This window comes from Altererythrobacter sp. TH136 (assembly GCF_007065885.1).
GTDB lineage: Bacteria > Pseudomonadota > Alphaproteobacteria > Sphingomonadales > Sphingomonadaceae > Tsuneonella.
This window is the reverse complement of the sequence record NZ_CP041409.1, coordinates 1385190-1399972: the sequence shown is the minus strand read 5'-3', so window position 1 is coordinate 1399972 and position 14783 is coordinate 1385190. Positions and strand designations below refer to the sequence as shown.

Below are 14783 nucleotides of genomic sequence, written 5' to 3'. Positions count from 1 at the left end.
AGTAGGAACCCGACCCTGACAAAGGAGATCACCATTGAAGCGCGCAGCCCTGTACGTTTTTTCATCCATTCTGGCGCTTTCTGCGGCGCCGACCGTTGCGCAGTCTTCGGCAGCTCCCGCCCAGGCGACGCCCGTGCCCGCTGAAGATCCGTTTATCTGGCTTGAGGAAACTCGCAGCGAACCGGCGCTCGCCTGGGTCCGATCGCAAAACGAGCGGGTCGATCAGACGCTGGCGCGCGATCCGCGCTACGCCCAGCTGCAGCGCGAGGCGCTGACGATCCTCGATGCGAAGGATCGTATCCCCGGCGTCAGCTTCACCCCTTATGGCCTGGTCAACTTCTGGCAGGACGCCGCCAACCCGCGCGGTCTGCTCCGGGTGACGACCCTGGAAAGCTATCGCACCGACAATCCATCGTGGGAGACGATCCTCGACGTCGATGCCCTTGCCAAGGCTGAGGGCCGCGAGTGGGTTTACAAGGGCATGACCTGCCTGCCGCCGGCGGGTACCCGCTGTCTGGTCGCGCTGTCGGACAGCGGCAAGGACGCGACCGAGCTGCGTGAATTCGACGTGACGACACGCACTTTCGTCAAGGACGGTTTCTTCCTGCCCGAAAGCCAGGGCGGGGCGCAGTGGGTCGACCAGGACACGTTGCTCGTCAGCCGAGATTTCGGTGGCGGCACCGTGACCGAAAGCCAGTATCCTTTCACCACGCGCGAATGGAAACGCGGCACCCGGATCGAGGATGCACCGGAAATCTATCGCGGCGATGCCAAGGATGTGTCGTCAGGCGCCAGTCTGCTGCGCGACGCGGCCGGCACCGTTCACGGCCGGCTGGCAACCCGCGGCACCTCGTTCTTCGAACGCGAATCCTATTTGTGGAGTGACGGGAAATGGGTGCGCCTCGATGTTCCGCTGAAGGCGGGCCTGGCCGGCATCGTCGATGGACGCGTCCTGTTCTCGACCGATGTGGAGTGGAAGACGGGCGGCAAGACCTTCCCTGCCGATTCCATCGTGTCGGCGGACCTGGAGGCCTTCAAGGCTGATCCGAACGGCGCGCCCAAGACGCTCGTGTGGGCGCCCGGGCCGCGCCAGACACTGCAGGGGAGCGCGATCACCCGCGACGCGCTGTTCGTGAGCTACCTCGACAACGTGCGTGGCCGGGTGATGCGGCTCGATTTCACGGGCGGCAAGTGGAACGCGGCGCCGATCGCCGCGCTGCCGACGAACGCCACAGTCGGCATCGCCAGCGCCTCCGATGAAACCGGCGAGGTGATGTTCTCTTCGACCGACTTCCTCACCCCCTCGCAGCTCTGGTATTCGGACGGCACTGCAGCGCCCACGGTCATCAAGACCAGCCCCTCCCGGTTCGATGCCGCGGGCCTGGAGATCGGCCAGTTCGAAGCGACCAGCAAGGACGGAACCAAGATTCCTTACTTCGTGGTCTCCAAGAAGGGCGTGAAGCTGGACGGCACGACGCCAACGCTGCTGTACGGCTACGGTGGTTTCCAGAACTCCAGCCTGCCGGTCTATTCGGGCACCATCGGCAAGCTGTGGCTCGAAAAGGGCGGCGCTTACGTTCTCGGCAACATGCGCGGCGGCGGTGAGTTCGGGCCGGAGTGGCACCAGACGGCCATGGGGGCGAACAAGCAGCGCACCTGGGACGATTTCATCGCGATCGGCGAGGATGTGGTGAAACGCGGCATCACCAGCCCCCGGCGCCTCGGCATCATGGGCGGCAGCCAGGGCGGCCTGTTGGTGGGAACAGCGTTCACCCAGCGCCCTGACCTGTTCAACGCGGCCATCGTGCAAATCCCCCTGTTCGACATGCTGCGGCTTACGGAAATCGGCCGCGGCGCTTCGTGGGTCGGCGAATACGGCGATCCGCGCATCCCGGAACAGCGCAAGTGGATCGAGGCATACTCGCCCTATCAAAAGCTGGTGAAAGGGGTGGACTTCCCCATGCCGTTCTTCTGGGCCAGCACGGCCGATGATCGCACTCACCCCAGCCACGCGCGCAAGGCGGCAGCCCGGATGAGCGCGAACGGCCAGCCTTATTACTATTATGAGGACATGACCGGTGGGCACTCGGGCGGGGTCGACAATGCGCAGCGCGCCAAGCTGCAGGCGCTGCAGTATGTGTACCTGATGCAGCGGCTGGTCGACTAACCCGAGTAAGGACAGGAGAATTGCGCCGGGAGCCGCCGGGCCTGAATTCGTGAGATCTCTTCCGGGGATCTTGCTTTGCAGGCCGCGACATTCGCTCCCGGCGCTCGCCGGCCAGGCACACCGGGGAACTGTGGTGCAGACAGAAGGATGACCGGGTGAACGACGCTGCTCAAAGCCCCGCTAACTTGTTCGAAAGCCTCGGGTTCAAGCGGATCATCAGCAATGCGGATGGACGTGCCGCGCTGGAATACCAGGCCGGACTGCACATGTGCCACTCCGGCGGCGTGGTGCAGGGCGGGTTTGTGACCGGCTGGATCGACTCCGCCATGGCGCACGCCATCATCGGTCTGCATGCCGATCGCGGTGAGGATGATATCACCCCCGTGTCCCTGGAACTGAAGATCAGCTTTTTCGCGCCGGCCCGGCCCGGCCCGGTGGTGGCCGAAGCCTGGGTCGAGCGCGAAGGCCGTTCGACCTGTTTCATGGAAGGCCAACTGACGGATTTGTCCGGGCAAGTCCTCGCCAAGGGAAGCTCAACCGTGCGGCTGCTGTCTAAGTCGCGCATCATCGCGGCGTCGGCCGCGGCGATCGGCGGGAAGTGATCATCGCGATCCGCGCTGTGCGCAATCCACAGCCGACAGGTCGACAACCGCGACATTGGGGCCTTAGGGCGCGGTCATGGCTGTCATCGCAACGATCATGAACACCCGGACGGGCCGCGCGGTTCAGACCATGAAGTTCGAGCGCATGCCAAAGCCGTGGGCCACGTTCACCCTAGAAAACGGCCGGCAGGTAACGGCCGAGCGCATCGATGTTGGCAAGCCGGCTCCAGGCAAGTTCTCGGCGCCGGTGGATGTGTGGGTGTCGCTCGGTGACGATTGACATGCTGGGCACGCAGCAAGCTCTCGCCGGCTGAAAGCTGCGGAAAACCCCTGATGGCGCGGTGGGCTGCCGGGCAAGCCTGCTAGGACGCGCATGTGCAGAATCAGATCGATCTTGGCGCCGATGCCGCGGGCAAGTCTGTCACCCTCGACGTCGAGGAGCTGCTTGCGACCAGGTTGCTGGTGCAGGGCAACAGCGGCTCGGGCAAATCGCATTTGCTGCGTCGGCTGCTCGAGAAAAGTGCAGGGATCGTCCAGCAGATCGTCATTGATCCCGAAGGCGACTTCGTGAGCCTGGCTGAAGCGTTCGGCCACGTGGTCATCGACGGAGCCGCCTATTCCGATACCGAAGTTGCCCGCCTTGCCGCGCGAGCGCGCGAGCACCGCGCGTCAGTCGTCCTCGCCTTGGATGGGCTGGAAATCGATAACCAAATGCGCTGTGCGGCGGTCTTCCTGAGCGCATTGTTCGACGCTCCCGACAAGCATTGGTATCCAGCGCTCGTGATCGTGGACGAGGCGCAACTGTTTGCCCCGTCCGCATCGGGTGACGTCAGTGACGAGGCTCGTCGCAGTTCGCTCGCCGCCATGACCAACCTGATGTGCCGGGGCCGCAAGCGTGGTCTTGCCGGGATCATCGCCACCCAGCGGCTGGCGAAACTGGCGAAAAACGTCGCTGCCGAAGCGTCCAATTTTCTGATGGGCCGGACCTTCCTCGACATCGACATGATCCGGGCGGCAGACCTGCTGGGTATGGAACGGCGGCAGGCGGAGCAGATCCGGGACCTCGAGCGTGGTCACTTCGTGGGGCTCGGCCCCGCGATCAGCCGCCGCCCGGTGACCGTGCGAGTGGGTGACGTGCAAACCCGCGCCAAGTCCACCGTAGCGGGGCTGACGCCGCCACCGCTCGCCACTGGCGAAGACATGGCAAGTCTTCTTCACGCCCCGCCAGAGGTTCCGCCGGCTCAAGCGGAATTGTGGAGCGCGGCTGCGCCAAACCGCGCGACGGCCGCTGCGCTTCAGGAGCATATCGCCGACCAGACAGCCCCGACACCCGGCTATCCGGAAGTGACGCTGTCCGGTGACGAGTGCGCCAGCGTCATGCGCGAAGTGTTGGACGAGATGAGCGGCGAGGATGGCTCGACGTTCCTTCCGTCGGCTACCTTGTTTCAGGACTTCACGGTGCGCTGCCGCATGCGCGGCCTGAAGGATCATGGGCTGGACGCCGCCCAGTTCCGAAAGAGCTTTGCGCAGTCGCTCGCAGGGGTGACCCTGGACGACCCGCATGGACAGGACGCGCGCCTGCTCGCGCTAGCAGAAACAATTCCCGAAGAGCTTCTCACCCCATTCCTCGCGATCGGAAAGGCGGCGATCGACGGCAGGCCGTGTCCGGATGACGAGGCGCTTGCCATTCTCTACGGCACCCGCTCGGTAGGGCGCGCGAGGCGGATGCTGGAGCATCTCGAAAAGACCGATCTCGTGGTCGTGCGAACGGACTACGCAGGGCGGCGGGCGGTCGCGATTCCCCAGCTCAATCTGGCGACCGCGCTGGCTTAGGTGCCGATCCGGGGCGGCTAGGCGCGCCAGACGGACGGGTCTCCCTCCTGTGCGATCAGGGCCAGGCCGTGCGCGATCGAGGTTAGTTCACCTCCCGACATGATCCGGTCCTCCGCGAAACGGCTGGTGAAGATTCGTCGCACCGCGGGCACTAATGAAGTGCCTCCTGTCAGAAACACCCGATCGATTTCGACCGCGCTCACCCCCGCATCGCTCAGCGCATCACTCACCGCGTTCGCCATCCGGGCGATGTCATCGGCAATCCAGCTTTCGAATTCACGACGGGTGACCATTGCCTCGATCTCGACGCCGGCGCCGGTGAATTGGTAGGTGGACTGATCGTTCTGGGTCAAGTCCGCTTTCAGGCGCGTCACCGCGTCGTATAGCGGAAAGCCCAGCTCGTTCTCGATCATGGCGATCATCCGTCCGATCGCTGCCGGGTCCAGTGCACTGCGCTGAAGCCGGCCCAGTTCGTTGAGCGTGCGCGGGTTGCGCATGAGCGCCAGCTTCGACCAGTCGGAGAAGTCCGCGAAGAAGCCGGGCGGGATTTCGAGTTCCTTGTCGAACGAGCGATAGCGGCCGCCTTTGCCCAGCAAGGGCAGCACGAGGCGATCGACGATCCGTTGATCGAACCGGTCGCCGGCGATCCCCACGCCTGCGTGCCCCAGTGGCTTGCAGCGCTGCCGAACCCCCGGCTCTTCCACTCGGACGATCGAGAAGTCACTCGTACCCCCGCCAAAATCCGCCACCAGAAGAGTCGCAGGCTCGGTCAGGCGGGATGCATAGCTGAAGGCTGCGGCCAGCGGTTCGTAGACATAATGGATCTCGCCCGCGAACCCGGCGAACATCGCATCGTAGCGTTGCCGGGCAAGCACCGGATCGGAACGGGCGCCTGCGTACTGAACCGGACGCCCGACGACGAGACGGTCGAGCCGATCGAGCGAGCCCCCTGCGTGAATGGCCAGCTTCTCAAGGTACAGTTGGCCCAGGTCTTCGAACCGATAGGGGCGACCAAACACGACGGCACGGTCGAACGAGGGCGTGGCGGCAACCGACTTGAACGACTGCAGGAAGCGGCTGTCTGACGGATATTCGAGATACTCGTGAATTGCGAACGGCCCCGCCTCCGCCGCGAGTCCTCCGCGCACTGCGGGATCGCGCCAGAAACACAGCGCGGACCTGTAGACTTCCACCGGTCCGCTCGGCCCTGCCAAGGACACGAGACGCGGATCCTCGCCGAATTGGCCAGCCACCGCGGCAACACTGTTGGTGGTGCCGAAGTCGAGGCCAACTGCAGCGCCGGCTTGGGTTAGACTCATGGGGTCGGGTAAGCCTCTGTTGTGCAGGGCGGCACCCGATGCGCCGCGCATGGGCGGCGCACAAGGGGTGACCTTCGACTGACGCCAGCAGAGGCACTGGCCAGAGGTAGCGCTGTCGGGATTGCGCCGGCCAACCTTGGTGGCGGCTAACACCATTAATCCTGCCGATTCGAATGAACGGAATGCTGGCCGACGAGTAAGACCAACCGCTACGAAGCATAGATAGAAGGCTTGAGGGACGGAACCGGTCCCAAGGCGTGTGTAGGGGAGGCCATGCGCGAATGCATCACAGCTACCCCGCCTCGCGCCTTGACCTTTGCCCATGCGCAAGGGGCGCCCGGCTCAGCTTGCATGCCTGTGCTACGTCTAAAACCCGGCCGCCATTGCCGTCCTTAGTGGATAGCGTGAAAATAAGATTGACGGACGCTACTCCTAGCATCCACCTTGATGCCCAAGCCGGCGCGGGATTCGTGACACGGCAAGTGGAGGAGATGACGGATGCGCGCGGGACACCTGTTGCTATCGACTTGCGGGATTGCGGCGCTGTCGCTCTCGTCCATGGCTCATGCGCAATCAGCCGAGCCGGGCGCCATCGCTTCCAATCCGAATGTTGGCAACGAAGCTGCCGAGCAGCAGATCGTCGTCACGGGCAGCTATATCCGCGGCTCGGCTGAGGACTCTGCCGTCCCCGTCGATGTCATCACTTCCGAAGAGCTGGTACGGCAAGGCTCACCGACCGTTGTCGAATTGCTGAAGGCGTTGCCTTCGTCAGCCGGCGTGATCGGCGATTCCAATCAATTCGGTGCCGGCCAGACCACCGGTTCGGGAAGCGTTAACCTGCGCGGCCTGGGTGCGCCGCGCACGCTGGTCCTGCTCAATGGCCGCAGACTCGCGCCGGCACCCACGCTGGTGGGTTCGGTGGATACCAACCTGTTGCCGCTGGCGGCGGTCGGCCGGGTCGAGGTTCTCAAGGACGGCGCCGCGGCCCTGTACGGTTCGGACGCCGTTGCCGGCGTGGTCAACTTCATTACCCGGACGGACCTGGACGGCCTGGAGGCGAGCGCGGGTTACAGCTTCATCGACGGGTCCGACGGAGACTACAACTTCGCGCTCAACTGGGGCGCTCAATTTGATCGTGGCAACGTTCTGTTGTCGGCGGCGTATCGCCACCGCTCGGAACTCAGCGTCCGCGATCGCGACTTCGCGCAGCTGGACTACTTCACCAACCCGCAGGGGGGTTTCACGCCCTTCGGCAATCCGGGGACCTATACCCCGATAACTGCAGCGGGAAGCCCGGCCGGCCTGTTCGTCGACCCGGCTTGCACCCTGATTTCCGGCCCCGTGGTGCCCGCTTCGACCGGTGCGCCCCAGTGCGTGTTTCGGTACACCAGCTTCGACAATCTGGTGGAGGATGAAGACCACTATCAGGTGTTCGGCCAGGTCAATTACGAGATCTCCGACGGAATCGATTTTCATATCGAAGGTCTGTGGGCCAGCCACGATGTGCCACGCGAGAACAGCTCGCCGTCCTATTCGCCCGTGCAGTTTCCCACCGCCGCCATCAATGGTCGCAACCTGGTCAGCGCCGGTTTCTTCATTCCCGCGACCAATCCGGGCTTGCGAGCATTGCTGAACAGCTATCCCGCGAGTGCGCTGGGCGGCGCAGTGGCTGCCAACCAGGCCGGGATCAACGGTGTCTCGACCACCATCCTGTGGCGCCCGCTGGGTGTCGGCGGCAATCCGCTGACCGGCGGGGAGGGGAAGGAAGACAAGCGCTATTTCGAAGGGTTCCGCGTTTCGGGCGGGATCACCGCGGAACTGGGCGGATCGCTCAAGCTCGATACCGCCGCGACGTACATGGAGAATTCAAGCGACATCGCGACTCCGGACATCGTGGTTTCGCGGCTGGAACTGGCCCTGCGCGGTCTCGGCGGGTTCGGCTGCAACGTCGCCGCCAATACTCCCGGGGCCAACGGCTGCCTGTACTTCAACCCATTTTCGAGCGGCATCGCGGCAAGCCAAATCGACGGGCGGGTCAACCCCAATTTCGTGGCATCGACTGCGAACAGCCTGGAAGTGATCGACTACCTGTTCGAGGATTATGCATATCGGAGCACCAGCAAGCTGTTCGTGATCGATACCGTGCTCAGCGGTGAGGCGGGGATCAATCTGCCCGGCGGGCCGATCGGCTTTGCGGTCGGCGGACAATACCGCCGCAACACCAGCCAGCGTGATGTCGACGCCCTGCTCGATGTCGCCCAGTTCCCCTGCGTGGACAGCGAATTCAACGGCAACCAGATTTGCCCTGGCCGCCAGAACGGCGTCTTCAGTTTCTTCGGTCCGCTCGACAATTACTCGTACTCGAGCGATGTCTATGCAGCATTTGCCGAGCTCCAGTTGCCGGTGACCGATACGATCAATGCGCAGGCGGCCGTCCGCTATGAAAGCTATGGCGGCGATATCGGTTCGACGGTCAATCCGAAGCTGGCGGTGCGCTGGCAGCTGACGGACTGGCTGGCGCTGCGTGGGTCGGTCTCGACCACATTCAGGGCACCGCCCCAGACGTTGCTGGTCCCCACGCCCACGACCACTTTGGCGTTCACCGCCGCGGTGGGCGGCTACCGCGCTTACGATACCTTCGGCAATCCGGATCTGCAGCCCGAAACGGCCGACGCATATAACGCGGGGATCATCGTCCAGACCGGGGGCTTCAACGCGACCATCGATTACTATCGCTTCGATTTCCAGGGCGGACTCGACAACGAACCCGGCACTGCAATGGTTGCCGCGCTGTTCCCGACCGGGGTGACCGACGCGGCGGCGTGCGCGGCGGCTGCACAGAACCCCGGTTTCCTGTCGCGGTTTACCTTCAACAACAACGTGTGTTCGCGGGGCAATCTGCTGCGCACACGGCTCAACCAAGTCAACGGACCCGATATCCGCACCTCCGGCATCGACTTCTCCGCGAGCCTGCGGGGCGACCTGCTGGGCGGCCGTGCGGTGATTGGCGTCGATGGTAGCTACGTCATCGAATACCAAGCGGGCGACTTCCTGGTGGAGGGCGTGCTGGTGTCGGAAGGCGATGATTTTGCCGGTCAGCTCGATTACCTTGGCTACGGCTCAATCCCGGATTTGAAGGGTCAGGCATACGTGGAATACTCCACCGGCCCGCACACCCTGCGCGGGACCGTGCGTTACGTCGGCGGCATGACCGATAGCCGGGGGCCGACGACGTTCACCGCCACCAGCCCGCTGGGCAAGGAGATCGACGAATTCGTCACCGCCGATCTTAGCTACACGCTCGACATCGAACCGCTAGATACGACGCTGTCGCTGACCGTGCAGAACATCACCGACGAGGATCCGCCGTTCGCGCGCCTCGATCTCAACTACGACCCGTTCACCGGCAATCCGCTGGGTCGCGTGATCAAGGTGGGCATCCGGAAGAAGTTCTGAGGCCCGCAGGTGCATAGCTGGAGATTACGATGAGCATAACCCTTGCGCTCGCGCTGATGGCCCCTGCGGCGACTGCTTCCGCCAGTCCCGCGCCGGCCCCCGATTACCGGCAGGATGCCGCCTGGCTGTGCCGCCCGGGCCGGACCGATGCCTGCGCGGACAATCAGGACGTGACGTCCGTGGCCACGGACGGCCGGACCCAGGTTGAGCGCTTCAAACAGGCCGATGAGCCGGCCTACGATTGCTTCTATGTATATCCGACGGTCTCGAACGATCCGACGCCCAATAGTGACATGGAGATCGGGCCCGAGGAACGACGCGTGGCCTACGCGCAGGTGGGCCGCTTCACCGGCCAGTGCCGCGTGTTCGCGCCCATGTATCGCCAGGTCACGCTGACCGCGCTGCGCTCGGCGATGCAGGGGCAAGCGCTGGCGGCGGACCGGGCGATGCCGCTGGAGGATGTCACCGCAGCGTGGCAGGATTACCTTGCGCGTGACAACCAGGGGCGCGGCGTGGTCCTGATCGGCCATAGCCAGGGGTCCGGTGTGCTCAAGGCCCTGATCGCGAAGTCCATCGAGGGGCGCCCGGTGCAAAAACAGATCATCTCGGCGATGCTGATCGGCACCAACGTGGCGGTTCCGAAGGACGCTGTGGTCGGCGGTGATCTGAAGCAGATGCCGATTTGCACCAGCTCCAGCCAAAGCGGCTGCGTGGTGAGCTACGTCACCTTCCGCAAGGATGCGCCGCCGCCCGCCAACAGCCGGTTCGGCAAGAGCCCGGGCGAGGGTCTCAGGGTCGCTTGCACGAACCCCGCCGACCTGACCGGCCAGCGCGCGGTGAGCGATGCGATTTTCACCTCCGGCGGTCCGGGCGATTCCGCACAGCCAATGACGGCCTGGGGCGAGGGGGTGACTGTCGCCACTCCGTTCGTGCGGACGCCGGGGCTCATTGCTACCGAGTGTGTTTCGCAGGACGGGTTCGATTATCTGGCTGTGACGGTGAACGGCGATCCGGCCGACGCGCGAACCGATACTATAACCGGCGACGTCGTGGCGGGCGGATCGGTGCTCAAGGACTGGGGCCTGCATCTGATCGACATGCCGGTGGCGATGGGCGACCTCTTGCGTTTGGCGGATAGCCAAGCGGATGCGTGGCGGAGACAGCAGGGGGGCAAGTGACCGACACGGCGGTGCCGGCAGTCCCGCCGGCAGTCGAAGACCCCGCGCGTATCGTCGAGATGGCGGCGCGGGGGATGCTGGTGTCGTATTGGGCGCGCCAGCGGGGCGATGCTCCCGCGGTTCTCTCGCCGCGCGGAAACCGCACGTTTGAAGAGTTGAACGCCAACGCCAACCGGCTGGTCCACCTGCTGCGAGGTGCGGGGCTGAGCGCGGGATCACCGGTCGCGCTTCTGTGCGGCAACATTCCCCAGTTCATCGAGACGGTGGTCGCCTGCCAACGCGCAGGCTTCCGCTACACGCCGATCAACTGGCATCTCGCGGCCGATGAAGTCGCCTACATCCTTGATGATTGCGATGCCGAAGCGCTGGTGATCGAAGCGCAGTTCCTGGAGAAGGTCGCCGGGGCGCAGACGCCGCTTCTGAAGGCTCGCTTATGCGTCGGAGGGTCAGCTGAAGGCTTCGCGGACTTCGATCAAGGGCTACAGTCGCAAAGTGGCGACGATCCCGCCGATCCGGTCCTTGGCAAATCGATGCTTTATACTTCGGGCACCACGGGCCGTCCCAAGGGCGTGATCAAGGAGGGCGCCCCGATCCTTCTGCCACAAGGCGAAGGCACGCGCGCAAATTACCAGGCCGGCGACGTGCAGTTGCTGTGCGGCCCTGCCTATCACGCGGCGCCGCTTGCGTTCGATATCGCCATCCCGCTCGCATCGGGCGCGGCGGTGTCGATGATGGAACGCTTTGATCCGGCCGAGGCGCTCACCCTGATCGCGCGTCAGCGGGTGACTCACAGCCACATGGTGCCGACGATGTTCCAACGGCTTCTCGCGCTGCCGCCCGAGATCAAGCAACAGGCCGACACCTCCAGTTTGCGGCTGGTCATCCATGGCGCGGCGCCGGTGACGCCTGAAGTGAAACGGGCAATGATCGACTGGTGGGGGCCGATCTTCTACGAATACTATGCCTCGACCGAAGCGAGCGCCAACATCGGCATCACATCGGAAGAATGGCTGGAGCGGCCGGGCAGCGTGGGGCGCTTGCTACCCGAATTCGGCGCATGCGTGCTCGACGAGCAAGGCAAGCCATGCGCCCCGGGGGTGCCGGGACAGGTCAGCTTCCGGCAGCCGGCTACGGGCCGGGTCAGTTACTTCAAGGCAGACGAGAAGAACCGGGAAGTGTTCTCGGGGGATTACTACACCGTGGGGGACATCGGCTATGTCGATGAGGACGGATACCTGTTCCTGACCGGCCGATCCGCGGAGACTATCATTTCGGGCGGGGTGAACATCTATCCGCAGGAGATCGACAACGCGCTCCAGCGCCATCCAGCGGTGCGCCAGAGCTGCACGGTGGGCGTGCCCAGCGTTGACTGGGGCGAGGATGTCCGGGGGGTTGTCTCGCTCAATCCCGGCTACGAGCCGTCGCAGGAACTGACAGACGCACTAATCGCTATGGCAAGAGATACGCTGGCACCTTACAAAGTTCCTAGAGAAATCGACTACTTGGACGACATCCCCATCAGCCCCGCGGGCAAGACTGAAAGGCGAAAGGTGCGTGAACACTACTGGCAGGGACGCGCCCGCGGGATCTGATCGAATCTGTTGACACGCGCACCACAAAAGTAGAGCATCGCAGCCTGTTCAGACGTCGAGGAGAATTGCGATGACGTACGCCGCGGGCCGGGTGATCCACGATGCCGACAGCCACACTATGGAAACAGGAGACTGGCTGGCTCCGTACCTCGACGCGGATTTGCTGACGTCGCTGGGCGCGCTCTACGGCGATCCGGAAAGCGGGTCGCGCATCCTCAGCATCATCGACAGCTCGAAAGCCCGCAAGGCCGATCCTGCTGCCGATGCCGAAGCGCGGGCTAATATCATCTCCGGGGCGAAGGGCTGGGCCGGATATGGTGCCTTCGATACCGAGGAGCGAGTGAAGGCGCTCGACTGGCTTGGTTTTGGCTCGCAGTTGGTCTTCCCGACATTCGGCCTCGGACTCGTCCGCCGCGCCCGTGATCAGGACACGCTGTACAAGGCCGCTTATGCGCTTAACTGCGCTCAAGCCGATTTCTGCGCCGCCGATCCGCGACTGGTGTTTGTGGCCTTCATTCCGCTCGACGATCCAGCCAGGGCGCTGGAACTGCTCGGCTCCGCGATCGAGCGCGGGGCGGGGGCGGTTCTCGTCCCGGCGAATGCTCCGGGAGGAGAGCGTTCGCCGGGTCACCCGGATTACGACCCGTTTTGGTCCGCGCTGGTCGAGAACGACATCCCGTTCACGCTGCACATCGGCCCCGGCACGATGACTCAACCCAAGGCGTTCCACAACAATGGCCGCGCGCGATCGCCCGACCTCCATGGGGGCGGCGAGAACCTGCGTTTCGCTGACTACACCTGCCTGTGGTACGCGCCCCAGATCTTCCTCACCGCGATGATCTACGACGGAGTGTTCGAGCGCTTCCCGAAGTTGCGCGGAGCGGTTGTCGAATCCGGAGCAGGGTGGGTGCCCGATTTCCTGCGCCAGCTCGACTATGCCTATCGCTCGTTCAAGCGGACCGACCCTTACCTGCAGGAACTGACCATGAAGCCGTCGGAGTACATCCGCCGCGCGGTCAAGTTCACGCCTTTTCCCGATGAAGACGTCGGGTTGATGATCCGCGACGCCGGGCCGGACCTCTTCATGTTCTCCAGCGATTATCCTCATCCCGAAGGTACCCGCGATCCGCTGGGCAAGTTCGAGCGGACGATGGAAGGGATCGACGAGGACGCGCGCGACCAGTTCTTCCGTCGCAATTACGAGCAGCTGCTCAACATGCCGGGCCAACCGGCCACGTTGGCGGCCGCCTGAACCCGATCCGGCCCCGCATTGCCCGGTCGATTGACTAGGCGTAACGAGGCCGGGTGACCGGGACGCCTTCATCCCCCGCGGCAGCACCGCCCGTCGCGCGGCGAAAGTCGGCGGACGATCGCCGTTCGGAGATACTCCGCGCGGCGGTCGACCTCATCGTGGAGACGCGTGCGCTTCCCCTGTCGATGAAGGCAGTGGGAGATCGCATAGGCGCCAGCCGAGCGCTGGTTTACGCTCACTTCTCCGGACCTGACGCTCTCACCGAAGCGATCCTGGTGGACCATTTGGGGCGCCTTGAGGGGACGGGGATCGTAAGTGCAGCTCAGACCGGTGAAGTCACAGATCGCGGCACCCGTGCCGCCGCGCTATACCTCCAGCACGTCGCCGAGCACGGACCGGTGATCCACGTGATCCTGCGCGACGCGCCGCACGGGGTGACGCTATCGCGGTCTGTGACCGCGCCCCGTAACCGTGCGCTCCGGGCGCTGGCACGGGCGGCGCGTGCGCAACTTCGTCTGTCCAGCGCCGAAGCCATAGTGCTGGTCGAACTGCTGATCGCAGTGCCTGAAGAACTCGGTCGGCTGGTCCATGGCAGGGAACTCGCGCTCGACGATGCATTGGCCATTTGCCAGCGTCTTGTGCGAAGCGGCATCGAGGCGATGCGACCCGGCTGAGGCCCTGATCAGCCCTCTTCCCAAGCCTCGTTGCTGCGCGCGCCCGCGAGGATGATCGCCAACGAAATCCGTTCGGCCACCGCAAGATCGGTCCGCCCCGAAGCGACTAGACCGCCGGCACGCAATGATACTGCGGCCAAAGCGGCGGTCGACCCGTTGGCGACCGCACGCTTCATCGCAAACTTGCCCGACAAGACCTGCAGGATGGGTTCACGAGCGCGCGCGGTCGCCGAAGCGCGCTCCGCTCGCAGTGCCTCTCGAACGTCGGAATTGCGCAGCAGCATCTGCAGCAAGGGGCCGCGTTCGACCGCCTCGTGCAGATAGCTTACGGTCGAAATGACGATGCGCGCGATGCGGTCGTCCCCGCGAACGACTCGCGACCGGCGCCGCTCCTCAAGAATGCTCAATTCCCGCCGCGTTAGCGAGAGCAGGAGATCAAGCCGCCCTTGAAAGCAATTATGCGCCTGGGCCTCGCTGATACCCGCTTCGCGCGCCACTGCTTTCAAGGTGACCTTTTGAACGCCGTCTCGCACGGCGATTGCCGCCGCCGTATCGAGCAATTGATCGTGGCGATCGGCCGGCGCAAGCCGGGTTCTTCGCCTGGGGCGCAAGGTCTCGCCATCGCCAACCGAGTTTTCGTCTGGCGCCGTTTGCTGGGCATCCATCGGGGGCCGGGCGCCGCGCTGTGCGATCGGTGTGGCCCAGTAGGA

At 64.4% G+C, this 14783-nt stretch carries 11 protein-coding genes; 9 read left to right on the top strand and 2 right to left on the bottom strand.

What is annotated here, in order from left to right; translation table 11 throughout:
• The first annotated feature begins 34 nt into the window (after window positions 1-34).
• The 4 genes from C0V74_RS06810 (at window position 35) to C0V74_RS06795 (ending at window position 4602) form a co-directional block, all read left to right on the top strand.
• Window positions 35-2167, top strand: a complete 2133-nt coding sequence (locus C0V74_RS06810) for a prolyl oligopeptidase family serine peptidase (protein WP_143251140.1) — start codon at window positions 35-37, stop codon at window positions 2165-2167.
• Window positions 2168-2322: 155 nt separating this feature from the next.
• A complete protein-coding gene (locus C0V74_RS06805; protein ID WP_207912278.1) occupies window positions 2323-2769 on the top strand; it encodes a PaaI family thioesterase in 447 nt (148 codons plus the stop codon).
• 76 nt (window positions 2770-2845) lie between these two features.
• The gene (locus C0V74_RS06800; protein WP_131622683.1) at window positions 2846-3049 is read left to right on the top strand and encodes a hypothetical protein; all 204 of its coding nucleotides are present in this window, start codon (window positions 2846-2848) and stop codon (window positions 3047-3049) included.
• Between the two features lie 95 nt (window positions 3050-3144).
• Window positions 3145-4602, top strand: a complete 1458-nt coding sequence (locus C0V74_RS06795) for a DUF87 domain-containing protein (RefSeq protein ID WP_143251139.1) — start codon at window positions 3145-3147, stop codon at window positions 4600-4602.
• 17 nt (window positions 4603-4619) lie between these two features.
• On the opposite strand, the gene C0V74_RS06790 is transcribed toward C0V74_RS06795, so the two are convergent.
• Window positions 4620-5921, bottom strand: a complete 1302-nt coding sequence (locus C0V74_RS06790) for an Hsp70 family protein (protein ID WP_143251138.1) — start codon at window positions 5919-5921, stop codon at window positions 4620-4622.
• A 558-nt stretch (window positions 5922-6479) separates the two neighbouring features.
• Here C0V74_RS06790 and C0V74_RS06785 point away from each other — a divergent pair.
• The 5 genes from C0V74_RS06785 (at window position 6480) to C0V74_RS06765 (ending at window position 14073) form a co-directional block, all read left to right on the top strand.
• Window positions 6480-9377: a TonB-dependent receptor gene (locus C0V74_RS06785; RefSeq protein ID WP_168194172.1), complete on the top strand. Its 2898-nt coding sequence runs from the start codon at window positions 6480-6482 to the stop codon at window positions 9375-9377.
• A 29-nt stretch (window positions 9378-9406) separates the two neighbouring features.
• Window positions 9407-10555: a DUF3089 domain-containing protein gene (locus C0V74_RS06780; RefSeq protein ID WP_143251136.1), complete on the top strand. Its 1149-nt coding sequence runs from the start codon at window positions 9407-9409 to the stop codon at window positions 10553-10555.
• The gene (locus C0V74_RS06775; RefSeq protein WP_210413391.1) at window positions 10528-12147 is read left to right on the top strand and encodes an AMP-binding protein; all 1620 of its coding nucleotides are present in this window, start codon (window positions 10528-10530) and stop codon (window positions 12145-12147) included. Before C0V74_RS06780 ends, C0V74_RS06775 begins: the two co-directional genes overlap by 28 nt.
• Window positions 12148-12217: 70 nt before the next feature.
• Window positions 12218-13399 (top strand): amidohydrolase family protein, encoded by a 1182-nt coding sequence (locus tag C0V74_RS06770; protein WP_143251135.1) that lies wholly within the window; start codon window positions 12218-12220, stop codon window positions 13397-13399.
• Window positions 13400-13452: 53 nt separating this feature from the next.
• On the top strand, window positions 13453-14073 hold the full coding sequence (locus tag C0V74_RS06765) for a helix-turn-helix domain-containing protein (RefSeq protein ID WP_143251134.1): 621 nt from the start codon (window positions 13453-13455) through the stop codon (window positions 14071-14073).
• A gap of 8 nt (window positions 14074-14081) precedes the next feature.
• Here the strand turns inward: C0V74_RS06765 and C0V74_RS06760 are convergent, their stop codons facing one another.
• Entirely contained in the window at window positions 14082-14738 is a 657-nt protein-coding gene (locus tag C0V74_RS06760; protein ID WP_210413390.1) for a TetR family transcriptional regulator, read from the bottom strand.
• Between the last annotated feature and the right edge of the window lie 45 nt (window positions 14739-14783).

Excerpts from the sequence above, each read along its gene's own strand:
- C0V74_RS06770 (WP_143251135.1), top strand. The coding sequence starts at position 12,218 with ATGACGTACGCCGCGGGCCGGGTGATCCACGATGCCGACAGCCACACT.
- C0V74_RS06780 (WP_143251136.1), top strand. The coding sequence starts at position 9,407 with ATGAGCATAACCCTTGCGCTCGCGCTGATGGCCCCTGCGGCGACTGCT.
- C0V74_RS06785 (WP_168194172.1), top strand. The coding sequence starts at position 6,480 with ATGGCTCATGCGCAATCAGCCGAGCCGGGCGCCATCGCTTCCAATCCG.
- C0V74_RS06800 (WP_131622683.1), top strand. The coding sequence starts at position 2,846 with ATGGCTGTCATCGCAACGATCATGAACACCCGGACGGGCCGCGCGGTT.
- C0V74_RS06760 (WP_210413390.1), bottom strand. The coding sequence starts at position 14,738 with ATGGATGCCCAGCAAACGGCGCCAGACGAAAACTCGGTTGGCGATGGC.
- C0V74_RS06790 (WP_143251138.1), bottom strand. The coding sequence starts at position 5,921 with ATGAGTCTAACCCAAGCCGGCGCTGCAGTTGGCCTCGACTTCGGCACC.